The following is an 18,547-nucleotide window of genomic DNA, read 5'->3' on the forward strand; positions in this document are numbered from 1 at the left end:
TCAGGCGTGTAAGAGGAGGCACTGTCGACGTACGCCTACTCGCGGGGAGCCCCGACCGCGTCCGTGGGTAGGGCTCATGTTGCCGTGGCTGATCCTGCACCCATCCGTCTTCGACGATCACTGACGGTGACAACTTTCCCGGGGATCGAAGCAGCTGACAGTTGATCAATGCCTGTTCATCCGGTGTCTGTTCCGCATTGTCGCTCTCGGCCTAGCGTCCGAGCCGTTGACCCATTCGGCCCGGATAGGGAGAGCAATGTCCGTTCATCACGGTGACTCATCGTCCCCGGCAGGGCACAACCGGCGTGACTTCCTGCGTTCCGCGGCGCTGGCCGGCGCCGGTGCTGCGGCTGCCGGCCCGCTCGCCTCGGCTCTGCCCGCCTTCGCCTCCGGCACAGAAAGCGAGAAGGCCGGTAAGTGGCGTCCGGACCCGACGAGCCGGCAGTTCACCCTGGCGGTCATGCCCGACACCCAGTTCCTCTACTGGGGCAGCCAGAACAGCATCAACCGGGAGCCGCAGGAGGAGTCCTTCCGCTACATCATCAACAACAGCGGGGATGCCGGAGGCAACAACATCGTCTTCATGGCGCACCTCGGCGACCTGACCGAGGACGCCGACGCGACCTCGTTCGCGGAGGTCGGCAGGGCGTTCGACCTGCTCGACAAGAGCGGTGTCGCGTACAGCGTGCTGGCCGGCAACCATGACGTGAGCGGTGACGACAGCCGGGGTTCGACGCCGTACCTGACGACCATGGGGCCGCAGCGGTTCGAGCACTCCAAGACGTTCGCCGGGTCCGATCCGACCGGTTACAACACCGCGCACATCTTCGAGGCCGCCGGGCAGCAGTGGCTGCTGCTGGCGCTGGACTGGCGGATGACGGCGCAGAGCTTCGCGTGGGCCGACAAGGTCATCAAGGACCACCCCAAGCTGCCGGTCATCCTGACCACCCACGATCTCGTCGGTTCCCCGTACGACGACAACGTCTATCCGTACGAGGCCGGCGACCCGGAGAACAACGCGGTCTTCTCCGGTTACGGTCAGCAGATCTGGGACGAGCTGATCACCACCAATGACCAGGTCTTCCTGACCCTCAACGGCCACTACTGGCCGCCGGGACGCATGACCAAGCAGAACGCCGCCGGCCACGACGTCCACCTGCACATCACCAACTACCAGAACCGCTACTTCGGCGGCGCCGCCATGCTGCGGCTCTATCACTTCGACCTCGACCGCAACACCATCGACGTCGAGACGGTCGCGCCGTGGATCCTGGCCCAGGATCCGGAGAAACGCACCGCGCTGGCCACCGAGCAGGCCCGCCTGACCACGGCGGTCGACATGTTCTCGATGACGATCGACTTCCAGGAGCGCTTCGCGGGCTTCCGCCCGGTCCCGGTCCGGGCCGTCCGCCCGGCCAGCAAGGTGCTCGTCCCCGGCACCCTGGCGTACTGGCGTTTCGACAACGGTGGCCCCGACGGCTCGCCACTGACCGCCGGCCAGACGATCCGCGATCTCTCCGGTCACGGCAACGACCTGACCGTCGCGACCACCCCGGGGACCGCCGCCGACGCGCTGACCTGGACCAATGACCACCACCCGGACCAGCCCGCGCACGCCAGCCTGCGCTTCGTGGGCGGCAAGAACCCGCTGCACGGCGCCTACCTGACCACCTCGGCCAAGGCCCCGCTCAACGCCGAGACGTTCGGCAAGGGCTACACGATCGAGGCGTTCATCAAGATCCCACTGGACTGGGACGCCGGCAACAACGGCTGGATGTCGATCCTCAGCCGCCGGGGCAAGGCCTCGGACGCCGGTAAGAGCGGCAAGAACACCGACCCCGACGAGCCGATCTCCGCGCTCAACCTCTCCAACAACGGCCGCGAGCCGCAGTTCAACACCTACCCGCTGAGCCAGACCTACCCGACCACCAACTGGGGACACGGCCTGTTCGAGCAGGTCTGGTGGCACATCGCCGTCGTCAACGACGGCAGACACACCAGGATGTACGTGGAGAGCAGCCCGGTGGCCGACAACCCGTCGACCCTGTCGATTGGCATCGCCACCCTCGGCCTGCCCTGGCTGCTGGGCGGCCACGAGTACAACGGCGCCGTCGACCAGATCTTCCACGGCTGGATCGGTGACGTCCGCATCGTGAACCGCGCCTTGTCCACCCAGGACTTCCTGACCGGCAAGTAGCGGCTCGACCGACCGTCCTACCGGACGGGCGGTGACCCCGCCGCCAGGGCTGCCGCGGTGCGAAACCCTCCCGGCGCAACCAGTGCCCGGTGTAGACGATCCGATCGGCCTCCATTGGCGATGAGCTTGTCCTGGGGCGGCATGACTCGCTCTTCCTGCTCGCTCCGCCCTCGGAACGCCGTCCAGTAGCGGGCCATATCATGCAGGAGTACTACGTTGCCGGGCATGGATGACGTCGTAGCGGATGCCTGCCATCAGATGGGGCTCGACGGCAGCGACGCGCGCTTTGTGCAGCACTCCGCCAATGCACTCTTTCGCCTACCGAAGGCGGGGATCATGCTCAGGCTCTCCCCCGAACCAGTCGACTACCTGATACGAATCACGCGCGCACTCACTGCAGCAGGTGTGCCGGTAGCCCACCTTGCTCCCGGAGTACCGCAGCCGGTCAATGCCGCCGGCTGGTGGGCGACTGCGTGGACGCTTCACCCGATCCTGCCGAACCGCCTCCCCGCTGCAGCTCTTGCCCGCCCATTGGCTACGTTGCACAGGGTCGAGCTGCCTAACCTTGCCTCCTGGAACCTGGTCAGCGCGATCCGGGCTTTACTGATGCCCCTCAGCACGGCCGACTCGACATGGCCCCGCGTGCATCTCGGGCTTTCGATGCCGCAGTTGATCGGGCGACTGCTCGCGTGCTGTGACGAGATCGAGCACGGATTGGCAACCGCGACTTGGGCCCTACCTGCCGGCACGATCCACGGAGACGCCCACCCAGGAAATCTCCTTCGTACTGCCACTGGCCGAGTGGTGCTCTGCGATTTCGACACCATCGCCCGGGGGCCCCGCGAAACGGACCTCGTCCCCGCTGCGCACGGCGTAACGCGGTTCGGCCGCGAACGCGCCGATTACGAGAGATTCGCCGAACGGTACGGTTTCGATCTACTTAATGCGCCCTGCTGGCCGATCCTGCGCCGGCTACGAGATCTACAGCTGGCCATATATCTCCTGCCGCGCCTACCGGCCGATCCGGTCACCAGCCAGCAACTCGAGCACCGGCTGCGCACCGTGCTGGGTGACGACGACAGCGCCCGGTGGCACCGGTTCACGGCCTTCGCCTGAACGGCCGCCGGGCTCGTTGCGGTGGGGCGTATGGCGTTGGCGCCGTCTGCACAACGGGGTCGCTGATCGAGTGAACGTGCCGACGGACAAGAGCAGCAATCCGGCCCGGAACGTCGCGACGATCGTGGCCGGGATGCTGCGGGCGAGGACAGCAGCGATGACCTCGACATCGCCCGGCATAGCGGCATGCCGTCGCCGCTCACCAGCGTCTATGCGCCGTCGACCCTGATTCGTTCCGGCAATGACAAGGTGCAGCGGGTCGCGATGTCCGACGGTCGGGCCGATGACTCGGTCACCGCCAGGACGGCCAGCGGACCTCGACCAACTGCGTCGACCAGGACGACGTGGACAAGAGGAAGACGCTCTCCTGCGAGGAGAGCTCGACCGCGGCCGCGGTCAGCCGGGTCGGCAGGCTCGAGGGCGCCATCGGCTACGCGGACGCTTCCGACGCGACGCAGGCGAACGGAAGCCTGCTCATCGCCACGCTCGACCGGCGCGCCGGCACGATCCAGGACATCGTCGCGGGCTACCCGTTCTGGACGGTCGAGCACGCCTACTACCGGGCCGAGGGCGCCGCCCTGGCAGCCAACTACGTGGACTATATGAGCAGCACGGGACAGGCGGCGGCGTTGCAGAACGACGGATACCCGCCGTGCAGCGCCCCCTACTCGATCACGCCGAGGAACTCGCGATCGATGCGGTCCGGCGTTTCGGTGGGTGGGACGATCGATGCGTATGTCGGGGCGCGGCGGCGGCCGCTTTCACCGTGGGCTGGTGATGCCTTCGGGGCCGACGTGGATGATGTGGACCGGTTCGGTGGCCGGCCCCACTCGGACGAAGTTGTGTTGTGTCCAGTTCCAGTGTTGGCCGGTGATCAGTTCGTGGGCCACGAAGCGGTCGTGCCAGTCCAGTCCCAGGTCCGGCATCACGAGGTGGATCCAGGTGTCGCGGGTGTGTTGTGGATCGAGGTTGGCGACCACCACGATGACGTCGTCGCGGTCGTACAGTCGGCGGGACTTGGAGAAGACCATGACGTTCTCGTCGTCGGCCTGGTGGAAGCGCAGGTTGCGGAGCCGGTGCAGTGCTGGATGGGCGCGCCTGATCTCGTTGATCGTGGTGAGGTACGGGGCCAGCGTCGTCCCGGCGGCGTCACGTTCCGCCCAGCGCCGGTCCTTGTATTCGTACTTCTCGTTGTCGAGCTGTTCCTCGGCGCCGGGCCGGCCAGCGCGTTCCATAAGCTCGTAGCCGGCGTAGATGCCATAACTCGGTGAGAGGGTCGCAGCTAGCGCGGCCCGCATCTTCCAGACTTCCTGGCCGCCGTGCTGCATGAACGGCGTCAGAATGTCGTGGGTGGTGGGCCAGAAGTTCGGCCGCATGTAGGCGGCGGCGGAACCGGCGAGTTCGGCGCAGTACTGCTGCAGTTCGTCCCGGGTGTGGCGCCAGGCGTAGTAGGTGTAGGACTGCTGGAAGCCGACCTTGGCGAGGGCGTGCATCATGGGTGGGCGGGTGAACGCCTCGGCAAGCCAGATCGTGCCCGGTTGCTCGGTGGCCACATCGGCGATCAGCCGTTCCCACAGCCACAGCGGCTTGGTATGCGGGTTGTCGACCCGGAAGATCGTCACCCCGCGATCGAGCCAGACCCGAACGATGCGGCGGATCTCGGCGTACAGACCTTCCGGATCGTTGTCGAAGTTCAGTGGGTAGATGTCCTGGTACTTCTTCGGTGGGTTCTCGGCGTACGCGATGGAGCCGTCGGCCCGCGTGGTGAACCAATCCGGGTGGGCGGTGACCCACGGGTGGTCGGGGGCGCAGTTGAGGGCGAGATCGAGGGCGATCTCAAGCCCCAGTTGACGCGCATGGCCCACGAAGCTGTCGAAGTCCTCGAACGTGCCCAGGTCCGGATGGATAGCGTCGTGGCCGCCCTCGGACGACCCGATTGCGTACGGGGAGCCGGGGTCGGACGGCTCCGCCCGCAGAGAATTGTTGCGGCCCTTGCGGTTGACGACCCCGATCGGGTGGATCGGCGTCAGATAGACCACGTCGAAGCCCATGGCGGCGACGGCGTCCAGGCGTCGGGCCGCGGTCGCGAACGTACCGCTGCGCCACCGTCCGGTGCTTTCGTCGAGGTGGGCGCCTTCCGATCGCGGGAACAGCTCGTACCACGCTCCGTAGAGGGCCCGTTCCCGCTCGACCAGCAACCGATACTCAGGCGACGACGTGACGTACTCTCGTAGGGGCCGGACGGCCAACTCGGCCCGCACCTCGGCCGAGACGCCGGCGCCCAGCCTGCTCTCCGGAGGCTGTGCCGTGTCGCGCAAACCCACGATCGCGTTCGCCAAGGCTGTGATCTGCTCCTTGGTACGAGGCACTTCGGCGACGGCCCGCTCCAGGACTCGCGCGCCCTCTTCGAGCATTAGTGCGACGTCGACACCGGCACCGACCTTGATGACGGCGTCGTGGTGCCATGTGCCGTACGGGTCGGACCAGCCCTGGACCCGGTAGGACCACAGCCCGGGCTGATCGGCGCTGACAGTGGCCGACCAGGCATCGAGCCCGGCGTTGACCCGGGTCATCGCTGTCTGGTGTTCAAAGCCGCCCGGGTCAGTGAGCACAACCGCGGCGCTCACCGCGTCGTGACCCTCGCGGAACACTGTCGCGGCGACCTCGAACTCTTCGCCGGTGACCGACTTCGCCGGCCGCTCACCGTGCTCGACGACCGGACCCAGCCCGACCACCGCGATATGTCCGGCCCAGCGGTTCCCCGTCATCTGAGGCAGCCCGCTCAGACGGTGTCGTCGCCGCGAACATGGACGGTCTCCACTCTGTGGCGCAGATCCTCGGTAACCTGTTTCTCGGTCATGGCCACCAGATGGGAGTCGACGGTCGCCTCGCCCTTGAGATGCTCGTACGTCCCGTGGACACGATCGGAGAGCTCCGCCCGGTCCACCTCAGGAAAGCGCTGGCCGAGGGTCTCGACCTCGCGCTGCAGGACGATCTCCGGGTCGACGAGACCACCGGTCGCGGCGGAATCAGTCATCGCACACCTCGCATGTCGTCGTGACGGCTCTCCCCCGTCAATGCCCCGATCCCACTCGGAACATTCCGTTGTTAGCGCAGGGTTCACCTCCAGCGCCTGCCCTCGACGCCGGGCCCGTGGGCCAGTCGAACCGCCGGTTCCTTAGGCGCAGTCCAGGACTCAGGTTGCCGGGTCTATACCGGACAACCGTTGTTCGACTCGCTTTACGGCGGCCCGCAGCAGAGGCGCCCGCCGCGGGTGCACCGCAGCGTTCGGTGAGTCCGGGCCGTGCCGGCGCAGCATGTCTTCGAAGCGTTGCTCCAAGCCCATGACCCGGCCATTGGGGCCGACGGTTTGATCAGCGTAGGCAAGCGCATCAGCCACGGCACTGTGTTCGCACGCAAACTCGCCCAGCCGGTCGGCCAGACCCCGAGCCTCGGCGACCCACCTCGCTTCAGAGTGATGGGCCACCAGAGCAACTATCCGGTCCGGCCAACCCAGGCGCCGCAGATGCAAACCGCCGTCGAGAGGATGGAAACCGCTGTCGTGCAACGCTTCGACGTAGCCGATATCGTGCAGCCAGGCCGCCGCGACCAGCGTTTCAAACTCCGCCACGCCGGGCACCGCATTCCCGAGGCGCTCGGCCTGCCGAGCCACGCCTACGCTGTGCCGCCACCGCTCGGGCAACTCCGCGAGCAGCCGTTGAGTCAGCTCCCGGGCGTTCAAAACCAGCGTCGCAGGACCCATAACGACACCCATACCCCCAAGTAACCCGGCAAATGCCCGCTGTTGGGTGAACTTAAGACAACCATGGGGGGTCATGCGCACGCCCGACTCATGCCGACCGATGACGGGCGACCGCTGACCGCGTACCTGCGGGCCAATCCCGTCATCGCCGCCCGCGCCCCCAGCGATGGGCGCCACAATGGTCCAGCCAACCGGCCGTTTTCTCGATCTTCCGTAGCCGGGTCGTGACCTGGTGAATTCTTTCCACGGCCATCGACGCTGACAAAGACTGACCTTTACCCTGACAAGCCGGAACGCGGAGGTGAACGAAAGGCGACAGCATGACCGGTGCGACGGTCGACGTTAAGATCGGTTCCGACGGGACGGTCGTCATCCAACTGCGCGGCGTCCTAGGCCCTGACAACGCCGCCGAAATCCGCCGCACCGTCGTCCGCGCGGTCCGGCACACCCGGCCCCTTCGCCTGGTCATCGACCTCAACGACGTCGCCGACCTCGACTCGATCAACCTCGGCAGCCTCGCCGCCGCCTGCCACATCGGCGACGACCACAACGTCGCTGTCTTTCTCGACCACTCGTCGTCCACGATCGCCGACCAGCTCATCGCAGCCGGCGTACCCGCACACCGGCTCCGGCAAGTGAACGATTCGAAGAGCCGGCCTTCAAAACCCGCCGAACACGCGCGGCCCGACGTTGCACAGGCCCATCGTTGTCGGTGACTACGCGATGACGCTGTCTCCTACTGCTGCGAGCGGCGTGCCCAGCAATCACAAGACATTCGCATGGTTGCAGCTATTTCGGCAGTGACCGGGACAGGGACACGGAGATTGTGGCGTTACGTCACCCACTCGCGGTGCTGCACCGCCAACTCGGCGGCCAGCGGGTCCGGTTCGGGCCAGTGGGTAGCGGCGTCCGGTGGGATATGACGAGGTTTCTCGAGGTTGTCGCCGCCTAGATGACCTATTCCAAGGGGTGGGGCGCGGCGGGACATAGACGAGGGTGTCCATGATCATTATGTGACGAACGACCTGGAGACCCCTCGCGACCGCTACCCCGGTGACCTCGGCCTGCAGCTGGCCGGCATGGTCCACGCCGTCGGTCACGCGGTCGGCGGCGATGATCCTGACCACGCGCGGGTCGGGGCGGCGGCGATGCGGCCGCTCTTCGGCGACCGGGTGGCCGGTTTGGTCGGCCTGCACGTCGCCGCCAAGCGCTACCTGGCTGCGACCGAGCAGTACGAACTTTCCGAGGCGAGCCGGCTCAGCCTGGTGCGGCAGGGTGACGCGATGACGCTGCCCGAGGCCAGAACCTTCGCGGCCCGGCCGGACGCCCCCGCAGCGATCGCGTTGCGGCGGACGGACGAGGCCGCGAAGGAAGTCGGCCGGGTGGTGCCGGGCCTGGCGACCTGGATTCCGCGGATCCGCGACTACGTAGGCCGCTGACCCACCGGATCCGGCCGATCGCCAGGAACAGCAGCGCGGTCGCCACGAGCAGCAGCAGGGTGTCGGCGCTGGCGCCGACACCCTGCCGCGGTCGGAAAGGCCGAAGATGCTGACCGGCATGGTGGGCCAGCTCGACGGATAGAGCATGATCGTCGCGCCGAGCTCGCCCATGCAGAGCGCCACCGCCAGCGCCGCGGCGGCCGTGATCGACGGGAGCAGCAGCGGGAGCGTCACCCAGGCCAGGATTCGGGCCGGCCGCGCGCCCAAGCTCGCGGCGACGTCGGGCAGCTGCCGGTCGAGCCGTTGCAGGTCCGCGGAGACGGTGCTGTAGGCGAAGGCGAGTACGAGCATGGTCTGCGCGGCTACCACGATCCACTTCGTGCCGTTGAGAAGGATCGGCCGGCGGCTGAACGCGACCAGCAGGCCGAAACCGATCACCACGCTGGGCAGGGCCAACGGCAGGTGGAAGAGCGCGTCGCTGAGGGCACGCAACCGCCGTGGCAGGCGGTCGGTCGCGAGTGCGGCCCAGGCACCGACTGCCACCGCGGCCAGGCCGCCGATGAGTGCCGTCTGGATGCTGGTGGACAGGCTCGCCAGGTTCCCGGCGTCCAGGGCTCCGCGCAGGTGGGCGGTGGTCAGCGAGCCCGGCAGCACGTCGTTCCACGTCCGGGCCAGCGAGGCGACCACTGCCACGACCAGGGGACCACCAGGAGCGCCAGCACGATGACGGCGAACAGCGAGCGGTGACCCCGCGGTTGCGGTCTCCAACGCGATCGTCACGGCCCTCGCCCGCCGGGACGAGGACTCCGGCGCCCTCGACCGCCGTGATCGAGACGGGGTGCCCGACCTCGCATCCGCGCCAACGCGGTCAGCCTCGGGCCGACCCGTACCGAAGGAACCGCCGCCATGGGTGCGGCGCTCGACCGGCTGGCGGCCGCCGGTCGGCCGGCCGCCGCGGAACGGCCGCGAGATCGCCGCGGTGATCGCCTCCTGGCGAGCGACGCGGCGCCGTTCGTGCACGACGCGATCGTCCCGGTCGTCGATGACGGCCGTGTCGCGGTCAGAACGGCATGCGGCGGGTGGGCGGCGCATCGGACGCCCACCCGCCGGTGGTCTCCCGGAGGTCAGACCTGCGGGACGCCGTACTTGGCCGAGAGGTCCTGGGCGACCCAGTTGGCCCCGATGCCCGAGAGGTAGCTCTCCTCGAGATCCGAGTTCGACTTAGTGACCGTGAAGATACTGGTCCAGGTCAGGGCGCCGGTGGTGTCGGCGTGCTCAAGCACGGACGGCGGCTGGTTGGCGGCCGGCGTACCGTACTTGGAGCTGAGGTCCTGGCTGGTCCAGTTGTCGCTGATGGCGGGCAGGTAGGTCTCCTGCACGTCGTTGTTCGACTGGTCGACGGTGTAAACGCTGGCGTAGCCGGTGTGATAGAGCGCGATCGGGGTCATGCCCGAGGCCACGGTCGGCGTGCCGTAGTTGGCGGTGAAGTCCTGGGTGACCCAGTCGTCACCGATCGCCCGCAGGTAGGTCTCCTGCAGGTCGTGGTTCGAGTCGACGGTGTAGACGCTGGTGTAGCCGTCGTGCACGAGCACGCCCGGGCCGGTGATGCTGGCCGGGGTGCCGTACTTGGCCGACAGGTCCTGGCTGACCCACGGATCGTTGATCGCGGGCAGGTAGGTCTCCTGCACGTGTCCGTTCGCGTCGGTGGTGTAGACGCTGGTCCAGCCGGAATGCATAACCGACGTCGGCGCGGTGCCCGCGAGCACGGCCGGGGTGCCGTACTTGGCGGTCAGGTCTTGCGAGACCCAGTTCGCGCCGATGCCGGACAGGTAAGTCTCCCAGAGGTGGCCGGTGCCCTTGTCGACGGTATACACGCTGGTGTAGCCGTCGTGGTACAGCGTGCTCGGCGTGGTGTTCGAGGCCGGCGTGCCGAACTGCGCCGACAGGTCCTGGGTGTGCCAGGGCTGGCCGATCGCCGTCAGGTAGGACTCCTGCAGGTGCCCGTTCGAGGAGTCGACGGTGTAGACGCTGGTGTACCCGTCGTGGGTGACCGACGCCGGGGCCGTCCCGCCAAGCACCGCCGGGGTGCCGTAGTTCGCCGACAGGTCCTGGGTGGCCCACGGCTGGTTCATGGCGGTCAGGTAGGTCTCCTGCAGGTGGTTGTTGCTCTTGTCGACCGTGTACGCGCTGGCGTAGCCGTCGTGGGCGACCGTCCAGTCCGAGGCCGCCGACTCCTGCGGCGTGGCGATGGCCGGGGTGCCGTACTGAGCCGAGATGTCCTTGCTCGTCCAGGCGTTGCCGATGGCGGGCAGGAACGTCTCCTGCAGGTGCTGGTTCGACTCGTCGACCGTGAAGACGCTGCTCCAGGTGACGGCGCCGCCCGCGTCCGGGTGCAGGAGCACGATCGGCGAGTCGTCCGTCGGCGGGGTGCCGTACTTGTCCGAGATGTCCTGCGAGATCCAGTTCGCGCCGATGCCCGACAGGTAGGTCTCCTGCAGATGCAGGCTGCCCTGGTCGACGGTGTAGACGCTGGTGTAGCCGGTGTGCACGAACGCCACCGGCTGGGTGCCCGGGTCGATCGCCGGCGTCCCGTAGTTGGCCGACAGGTCCTGGGTATGCCAGGGGTCGCCCATCTTCGGCAGGTACGTCTCCTGCAAGTGCTGGCTGGGGTCGTCGACCGTGTACACGCTGGTGTACCCGCTGTGCACCACCGCGGTCGGCGTGACCGCCGTCTTCGGGGTGCCGTAGTTGGCCGACAGGTCCTGCGTCGACCACGGGTCACCCATCGCCGGCAGGTAGGTCTCCTGCACGTCGTGGTTCACATCGACGGTGTAGACGCTGGTGTACTTGGTGTGCACCACCGCCACCGGCGACGTCCCGGCCGCCACCTGCGGCGCGCCGTAGTTGGCCGACAGGTCCTGGCTGTGCCAGGGGTCGCCGATCTTCGTCAGGTACGTCTCCTGCAGGTGCCCGTTAGCCTGGTCCACCGACCACACGCTGGTGTAGCCGTCATGCACCACCGCGGTCGGCGTCCAGCTGGTCGCCGGGGTGCCGTACTTGGCCGACAGGTCCTGCGAGATCCAGTTGGCGCCGATCCCGGGCAGGTACGTCTCTTGGAGGTGCCCGCTGCCCGCGTCAACCGTGTAAACGCTGGTGTAGCCGTCGTGGGTGACCGACACCGGCTTGGTGCCCGGCATCACCGCCGGCGTGCCGTACTTGGCCGACAGGTCCTGGGTGCTCCACGGGTCACCCATCTTCGGCAGGTATGTCTCCTGCAGGTGCGCGTTGGCGGAGTTCACCGTGTAGACACTGGAGTACCCGCTGTGGATCGCCGCCTGACCCGCCGCGGCCGGCGCGGAGGACGCCGCGACCCCGCCCGAGTTGCCGGCGTACGCGGCCGAGACCACGCTCGACTGCACCTTGTCGTCGGCGCCGTCGGTCGGGTAGCCGTACGTGATGGCTCCCTCGAAGAACGAGCCGACCGACCAGTTGCTGTTGTCGCCCCCGATGCCCAGGATGATGCCACCCTCCTGTTGCATCGGCTTGTACCCGCCGCGGGTCGGCAGCCCGCCGTTCCACCACGTGCTCAGGCCGCCGCTCTGCGAATCGCCGCCTTTGAGCGCGTACGTCGTCTGGCCGTTGTTTTTCAGCAGCGCGGTGACGAAATTGCTGCTGTTGCCCTTGTTGGCGAGGTTGGAGCCGTTGTCGCCGGAGAATAGGCCGTTCTCCAGGTCGGCCTCGACCCATGGGCCGGAGCCGGTGCACGGCGCGAAATAGCACTCGGTGCCCAGGTTGACCGCGTCCATGTGGCCGTTGCCGGTGTCGTTGCTGTTGCGCTCGGCGTTGCCGAAGTCGAAGCAGCACCCAGCGTTGACGTTGGTGCCGCTGGCCACCATGTACATGCCCTCGGGCTCGCCGTTCTCCGCGGTGCCGGTCGCGCCGTTGTTGCGGTACCCGGTCTGCCCGCCGAAGTACACCCCGTACGCCTCGTGCCCGTTCACCGTGACCGGCAGCGCGTTCGCGTCGGCCAGATGATCGCCGCCCGCTGCGCCGCCGTTCGGTGCCAGCGTCAGGTCGTTCCACTGCGCCGACTGGTCGTAGATCTTCGAGATCACACAGGACGTGTTGGCACAGAACGAGTCCTGCTGGGAGGCGTTGACGTACCCGCCGATGGTGAGCAGCCCGATGTCGGCCTTGGTGTTGTCGGAGGCGCGTTGCACCTGGTAGAGCGGCCCGCCGTAGTAACTGTAGAGCGCCCGTACGGTGCTGTACGAGCCGACGCAGTTCGCGCCGTCACCGTCATAGGTGTCGCAGGGCAGCGCTCCGGTGGCCGGCAGGCTCGCGTCGAAGGTGGCGATCCGGCCGGGTAGCTGGGCGGCGACATCCGCGACCGTGTTGGCGACGCCCTGCAGCACGGCGGCTGCGGTGGCGAAAAACGTTTTGATCGTCGTAGCCCAGCTGCTCAGCGTGGACGCGATCCGCTTGACCAGGTCCGCGCCTCCGGTCTTGGCCCACGGGCTGATGTATTTCTCCCAGCTGAACCCGCCGACCACGGCGAAGGCGACCCGGATGATCGTGTTTGTCCAGAAATCCGTGCTCTTGACGTCGCCGTCGAAGGCGCCCTGAATCAGCGACGCGGTGAGCGCGCCGAGGCCGGCCCCGATCGGCGTGCAGATGACCGGGACGAGGGCCGCCCCAACGCCATTGGCGGTCAGGCCGGCCACACAGCCGGCCCGGAACGCATAGGTGACGAAGATGCCGACCATCGTGGAAACGGTGTTCGAGATCGTGCTCGAGTTGGTCGACACCTCGCTGCCGGGCAGCGTGATGGTGAGGGTGCCGCCGGCGCTGACCGACGCGGCGATGTCGAGGTTGGCCCAGTTCGACGTGTCGTACCCGAACTCCTGGAGTGAGCGTTTGGCCGCCTGATCCAGCGAGATGCTGTCGCGCGTGTCCTCCGCGGCCACCTCGCTGACCACACTGCGGAGCGTGGCCGCGGAGACGCCCAGGTCGGCGGCCGTGACGGAGAGGACCAGGTCGCTCGAGGCGGCGTGGGCGACTTGGGCGGGTGCCACCGCGGCGGCCGCACCGACCATGGCACCCATCGCCAGGACGGCGCTGAGCCGGAAGAGGAGTCTTCTGATGCGCATTCCACCCACCTGAGGGTTGAGAGCAGATTCGCCCGAAAGGACGTTGATAACATTCGATCGATCGCTCTGATCCGAGGGAATACGCCCACATGACGCGGCAAAAAACCTCAGATGGACACGGGTCGTAGATCGCGGATCGTCTGGCCGGCGGTCAGTGGCGAGCCGTCGGGGCCACCGTTGTCGAAACGCCAGTACGCCAGGGTGCCGGGGACGAGCACCTTGCTGGCCGGGCGGACGGCTCGCGCCGCAGGCTCGTCAGGCGGCGGCCGGCTCCGCGTACGGGTTCCCGTCTGCGGCGGCCGGCCCCACCAGGTTGGGGTAGTAATCCGCGCCGATCAGTCGGGCGCGGTGAAAGAAGAGCGCCCAGAGGCTTCCCTTCTGGGGGCGGACCGGCATCAGGGCGACCGCGTCGTCCCGGGTGAGTGACCCGATCACGTTGTGGATCACCGGTCCGGGCGCAGCGACTACTGTCGTGCCTCCGTCGGCGGCGAGGTCGCGGATCAGACGCGGGTTGCTCCTGGGCCGGTGACGTCCGCACGCCTCACGAAGATCGTCCCCGTACGCGACGGATAGCCGCAACCGGGTGGCCAACGGTGCGAGAGTGTCGCGGCGCCGGTCGTCGGCGCACAGCAGCCGGCTGGGGGCGAAGCTGGGTAGCAGGCGGCGCAGTGCCTGGGCCTGCCGCCGTCCCGAGGCGTCGAGCGAGCCGGCTGGAGCAGCGCGCCGGCCGGTAATGCTGGCGTGGCGAACCAGCAGCACCACGGCGTCGACCGTGGTGGCGCGGGCCAGCGCGTCGAGGACGGGGACGTCGCGTTGGTGGGTCAGGACGGCTCGTGCAGTGGGCACTGGCAACCAGATCGTCTGGTCGACCTCGGCCGTGGGGATGAATCCGGCGTCCTGCCCGGACATGGCCCAGAACCGTACGATCTTGTCTCCGGCGGGTGACCGGTACCGTTGCGTGGGCAGTCGGGGTCCCAGCACGGGATGGATGCCGGTCTCCTCGCGGACCTCCCGGCAGGCGGTGTCGAGCGGGTGCTCACCCCGGATGGATTTGCCCTTGGGCAGTGACCAGTCGTGGTGCCGCGGCCGGTGCACGACGGCTACCTCGGTCATACCGTCGTCGTGGCGCCAGACCGCCCCGCCGGCGGCTTGGACGAGTGTTGCGCCCACCACGTCACCTCAGAATGAAATCGTGGGATCGGGGCCGGAGCCGACTGCGGCCCCACCGCCGACGATATGACGGCTGGACGACCGAAGCGCGACGGATTTGTTAACGCGAACCAGCGATTTAACGAACGTTAAGGACTGGATCGATATAGATCATCGCGCCGCGCGGTTGACTTTCACTAGGCCGCCCGCCGTATTGGTGAACATCTCGCGTATGGGCAGTACGGGGTGGCAACTGCACCCCGAGTTCGATTGCCTTCTGCCGCAAAGCGCCCGAGGCCGCCGCGTGGCGAACGTTGCGCAACTGTCTGGCCATCAGGCCGTACCGAGCTCGAACGGCATCGTCGTCGCCAGCGACTGCTGGTGACGAACACTAACCTTCGCGTCCCGGGCCTACTGCTTGAGCGCCCGGACTCGGTCGAGGTTGTCCACCGCGTTCAGGACCGTGGCCTCTGCGCTCGGCGAAAGACTTCGATCGCGGCCCCGTCCGGCCCTTTGGAAAGAGCGACTCTCCCATCGTCCACAGTGCTCAGCAAAACGGAGCCGTGCAGCACGCATCCCTCGACAGCCACGCCGGTCCGATCCATGACCAGAACCGCGTCCCGCTGCCCATCACACCGCCGTTGTCGAGGCGATGGGCCGCGGCACATCGCGACTCATGATCCCCGACCGGCAGCGCTACAACCCGGAAGAACAGATCGCCACCCGCTACGCCGGAGTCGCTTCGTCCTACTTCCGAGCCTGGCCGAGGAGATCTGTCGGGGTCATACGTGGGCGGGACTACTTCCTTTGCGAGTTCCATGGCACCAGTGGCAGGCCGCGTAGCCGATCGTGCTGCGGCTGCCCACTCAGGGCTGGACTCAGCGTTAACTGCAGACCGGTTGCGGCGGCGAGTGCGGCAGCTCCAATATCAACTACGCCCAGGCGACGACGTGCACCCCGGTGACCAACGGCCAGATCGCGAGCGCCACCACCGACATGGGCCACCAGGGGCAGAACGATGGCTCGTGGGCGGCGGACAGCCCGCAGGCCATCATCGACTTCGCGTACCGGGCCGAGCACGTTACCGCGCAGACCGCAAAGGCGATCATCACGAGGTTTTACGGGAGGAGTCCAACCTATTCCTATTTCGACGGCTGCTCCGACGGCGGCCGCGAGGCGCTCATGGAGGCCCAGCGCTACCCCGGCGACTTCGACGGGATCGCGGCCGGCGCGCCGGCCCAGGACATGGACGTGCAGAACGTCTTCCACCATGCCTGGAACGTGCTGACCAACCTGGACAGCACGGGCAAGTACATTTGCTCGCCGATAAGCTGCCGCTGATCCATAAGGCGGTGCTGGCCGCCTGCGACGGCATCGACGGGCTCACCGACGGGCAGATCACCGACCCGCGCTTGTGTCAGTTCGACCCGTACAGCCTGGTCTGCAAGGCCGGGCGGGCCGCCTCGACCTGCCTGACCAGCGCCGAGGACGGCGTCGTCCGGCGGTTGCACAACGGCGCCGTCACGACCGACGGGAAGCGGCTCGAACCGGCAATTTCCCACGAGTGGGGCTCCGAGCTGGACTGGACGCTGTTCATCCCGACCGCGCAGGGCCAGACCGTCGGCAGCGAGCAGTTCGTGCTGGCGTACGCGCGGTATCTCGGCTATCCCAAGTTCGTCGACGCTGACTGGCAACTCGCCGACCTCAAGCTGACGGTCGCGGGCTTCTGGGACGCGATGCAGTCCTCCAGCTACCTCTCCGCCCTCGACCCCGACCTGAGCCGGTTCCAGCGCGAAGGCGGCAAGCTGGTGCTCTGGCACGGCTGGGGTGACCAGCACATCTCGCCGCACGTCGAAGACGTTCGGGCCGGTACCGCTCACCCCGGTGATGGCGTGGACCGAGAGCGGCAAGACGCCCACCAAGATCGTCGCGTCGCAGACCGACTCCACCGGCGCTGTCACCCGCACGCGACCGGTCTACCCGTTCCCCGCGGTCGCCCGCTACGACGGCAGCGGCAGCATCGACAGCGCGTCGAACTTCGTTTCCTACACCCCGCGCCATCCGGTCAAGGACGACTTCAACTGGCTGGGCGCGCGATTGTTCTCCAGCGACTACCAGGTGCAGGCCAAGGCGGTCGGCACGCACCTGGTTCTTGAACCGTCGACGACCTGGCTGACTCACAAGGCCGGCTAGCCGGCGGACGGCCCGGACGGGCGTGGCACAGCATGCCGCGCCCGTCAAGGCCCGAAGAAGGATGTTCAACAACACGGCGACGTTCGCCGACGCGCACGCGACCGTGTTCTGCCTCGGCGTGCCGTCGGCCGGTTGAGCGAACGGGAGTACACGCGGATCACCCAGGACTTCGCGGTCGCGGCGGCCACAACGGCGCTGCGCGCAAACCCCAAAGCCTTTTCCTGTACGTCTCGGCCAACCGCGCCGACCGCACCAGCAAGACCATGTGGATCCGGGTCAAGGGCCGCGCCGAAGAGGCGATCGCAGCAGCCCACCCCCGCGCGTACTTCCTGCGACCAGGCTTGATCCGGCCGTCGAGGGGCGCGCGGCCGTCGACCCGTGCGCAGCGCATCGTCTACGGCATCCTGAAGCCATGTGCCCCCGCCGGTTCGGCAACACCACGATCAACGAAATCGCCGTACCCGGCTCCCGGCGAGTCATCGCCGAACTCCCCGCATGACGATGTCGAAACAGGGTCTTTGCGGAGTGCATGAAATGACACGGCCGCCAGTAGCGCCGGCAATAAAACATCCCAGGCACTGCGCCGTCCACACGAGGACGCAGTGCCTGGGAGGGACTATTTACTAAATCTTGGCCCAGCGCTGGGTCTGACGCGTGCTGTCACAGGTATCCGTGAACACGGCTTGCTTCGTGGCATATACGCTGGACGTCAGACACTTTCCGGTCTGGTAGTTTTTCCACTCGCCGTAGCCGGAGCCGACCCGCTCCCACCGCTGGTTTGTGCCACCGTTGCAGGAAAGCGTGTAGGCCTTGTTCGACGAGTTCGCGTCGAGGCAAAGGCCCGTCGCCCTGTTCTTGAGGTAGTACAGGTTCCCGCTGATGTTCTGGATGTCCCAGTCCTGGTACTGCCCGGTGTTGCACCCCAGCGTGTAGGCGTCGCCGGAACTGTTGCTGTCAAGGCAGGCACCCTGACGTTCGTTTTGGTAGCTGCCGTAATTGGCCGCCCACGCGGGCGAGGAAATGCCGGCGGTCGTCGCTACGGTCAACGCAGCCGTGATGGCGAATCGCTTCAGATACCTACGCACTTCTGACCACTCCCCGTTACGTTTTTACAATTCGAGATGGACCCGTCGCAAATTCACGAACACCAATTGCGATTGGGCGAAGTGGACTATACTACGGCCGCGAGCCGATGGAAACCCATAATGGCGTAGTTGGTGCGCGGCAAGGAACGTGATGTGCCCTCAACCACTTCCCGGCCTTCACCGCAGGGACCACGGATACGGCTGTTCAGCCGGTTCTCGGGTGATTTCGCCGGTTGTGAAAGTCTATGGCGGGCCACGACGACGATAAGGCGCCGATGACCCATGTGCCCAATGCAGCGTTTCGCGCCTTGCTGGTCGACCAGCGTGCCGAGCGGGTCGATGGCCATCGACAGCAGATAGCATTCCGTACGCCTGGGTGTCCATCGTGACCTCGGCGGCGGCGCCGCGGCCTGCTCGACGTCGGCGGCGATCGCGTCCACCGCGGCGGCGTGCCG

Annotated in this window: 12 protein-coding genes and 3 pseudogenes; 6 read left to right on the forward strand and 9 right to left on the reverse strand. The window is 67.3% G+C overall.

Going from position 1 to position 18,547, the window contains the following annotated elements; all coding sequences use genetic code 11:
- Window positions 1-256: 256 nt before the first annotated feature.
- Together ACIA5C_RS19650 and ACIA5C_RS19655 are read left to right on the forward strand one after the other, a co-directional pair.
- Window positions 257-2,197: a LamG-like jellyroll fold domain-containing protein gene (locus ACIA5C_RS19650; RefSeq protein ID WP_396056478.1), complete on the forward strand. Its 1,941-nt coding sequence runs from the start codon at window positions 257-259 to the stop codon at window positions 2,195-2,197.
- 225 nt (window positions 2,198-2,422) lie between these two features.
- Window positions 2,423-3,313: a phosphotransferase family protein gene (locus ACIA5C_RS19655; protein WP_396056480.1), complete on the forward strand. Its 891-nt coding sequence runs from the start codon at window positions 2,423-2,425 to the stop codon at window positions 3,311-3,313.
- A gap of 292 nt (window positions 3,314-3,605) precedes the next feature.
- On the opposite strand, the gene ACIA5C_RS19660 is transcribed toward ACIA5C_RS19655, so the two are convergent.
- The 4 genes from ACIA5C_RS19660 to ACIA5C_RS19675 form a co-directional block, all read right to left on the reverse strand.
- Window positions 3,606-3,740, reverse strand: a complete 135-nt coding sequence (locus tag ACIA5C_RS19660; RefSeq protein WP_396056482.1) for a hypothetical protein — start codon at window positions 3,738-3,740, stop codon at window positions 3,606-3,608.
- A gap of 334 nt (window positions 3,741-4,074) precedes the next feature.
- Window positions 4,075-6,081, reverse strand: a complete 2,007-nt coding sequence (locus ACIA5C_RS19665) for an alpha-1,4-glucan--maltose-1-phosphate maltosyltransferase (RefSeq protein WP_396056484.1) — start codon at window positions 6,079-6,081, stop codon at window positions 4,075-4,077.
- Between the two features lie 14 nt (window positions 6,082-6,095).
- Window positions 6,096-6,350 (reverse strand): three-helix bundle dimerization domain-containing protein, encoded by a 255-nt coding sequence (locus ACIA5C_RS19670; protein WP_396056486.1) that lies wholly within the window; start codon window positions 6,348-6,350, stop codon window positions 6,096-6,098.
- Window positions 6,351-6,509: 159 nt separating this feature from the next.
- Entirely contained in the window at window positions 6,510-7,076 is a 567-nt protein-coding gene (locus tag ACIA5C_RS19675; protein WP_396056488.1) for an HD domain-containing protein, read from the reverse strand.
- 320 nt (window positions 7,077-7,396) lie between these two features.
- Between ACIA5C_RS19675 and ACIA5C_RS19680 the strand changes: the two genes are divergently transcribed.
- Window positions 7,397-7,792, forward strand: coding sequence for an STAS domain-containing protein (locus tag ACIA5C_RS19680; protein WP_396056490.1), 396 nt, complete (start codon window positions 7,397-7,399; stop codon window positions 7,790-7,792).
- 321 nt (window positions 7,793-8,113) lie between these two features.
- Window positions 8,114-8,515, forward strand: a pseudogene (locus tag ACIA5C_RS19685) (metal-dependent phosphohydrolase); the annotation flags it as partial.
- A gap of 7 nt (window positions 8,516-8,522) precedes the next feature.
- Here the strand turns inward: ACIA5C_RS19685 and ACIA5C_RS19690 are convergent.
- The 3 genes and pseudogenes from ACIA5C_RS19690 to ACIA5C_RS19700 form a co-directional block, all read right to left on the reverse strand.
- A pseudogene (locus ACIA5C_RS19690) lies at window positions 8,523-9,252 on the reverse strand (ABC transporter permease); the annotation flags it as partial.
- Between the two features lie 387 nt (window positions 9,253-9,639).
- Window positions 9,640-13,665 carry an arabinofuranosidase catalytic domain-containing protein gene (locus tag ACIA5C_RS19695; RefSeq protein ID WP_396056492.1) on the reverse strand — a complete coding sequence of 1,342 codons (4,026 nt, stop codon included), beginning with the start codon at window positions 13,663-13,665 and terminating at the stop codon, window positions 9,640-9,642.
- A 255-nt stretch (window positions 13,666-13,920) separates the two neighbouring features.
- A complete protein-coding gene (locus ACIA5C_RS19700) occupies window positions 13,921-14,835 on the reverse strand; it encodes a bifunctional NUDIX hydrolase/histidine phosphatase family protein (RefSeq protein ID WP_396056494.1) in 915 nt (304 codons plus the stop codon).
- 906 nt (window positions 14,836-15,741) lie between these two features.
- On the opposite strand from ACIA5C_RS19700, the pseudogene ACIA5C_RS19705 reads away from it, so the two are divergent.
- Together ACIA5C_RS19705 and ACIA5C_RS19710 are read left to right on the forward strand one after the other, a co-directional pair.
- A pseudogene (locus ACIA5C_RS19705) lies at window positions 15,742-16,604 on the forward strand (tannase/feruloyl esterase family alpha/beta hydrolase); the annotation flags it as partial.
- 37 nt (window positions 16,605-16,641) lie between these two features.
- Complete coding sequence (locus ACIA5C_RS19710; RefSeq protein ID WP_396056496.1) at window positions 16,642-17,007, forward strand: tannase/feruloyl esterase family alpha/beta hydrolase; 366 nt, start codon at window positions 16,642-16,644, stop codon at window positions 17,005-17,007.
- A 623-nt stretch (window positions 17,008-17,630) separates the two neighbouring features.
- Here ACIA5C_RS19710 and ACIA5C_RS19715 read toward each other — a convergent pair.
- The gene (locus ACIA5C_RS19715; protein WP_396056498.1) at window positions 17,631-18,092 is read right to left on the reverse strand and encodes an RICIN domain-containing protein; all 462 of its coding nucleotides are present in this window, start codon (window positions 18,090-18,092) and stop codon (window positions 17,631-17,633) included.
- Window positions 18,093-18,178: 86 nt separating this feature from the next.
- Window positions 18,179-18,532 carry a hypothetical protein gene (locus ACIA5C_RS19720; RefSeq protein WP_396056500.1) on the reverse strand — a complete coding sequence of 118 codons (354 nt, stop codon included), beginning with the start codon at window positions 18,530-18,532 and terminating at the stop codon, window positions 18,179-18,181.
- Between the last annotated feature and the right edge of the window lie 15 nt (window positions 18,533-18,547).

Source organism: Actinoplanes sp. NPDC051343, from assembly GCF_044455125.1.
Lineage (GTDB): Bacteria > Actinomycetota > Actinomycetes > Mycobacteriales > Micromonosporaceae > Actinoplanes.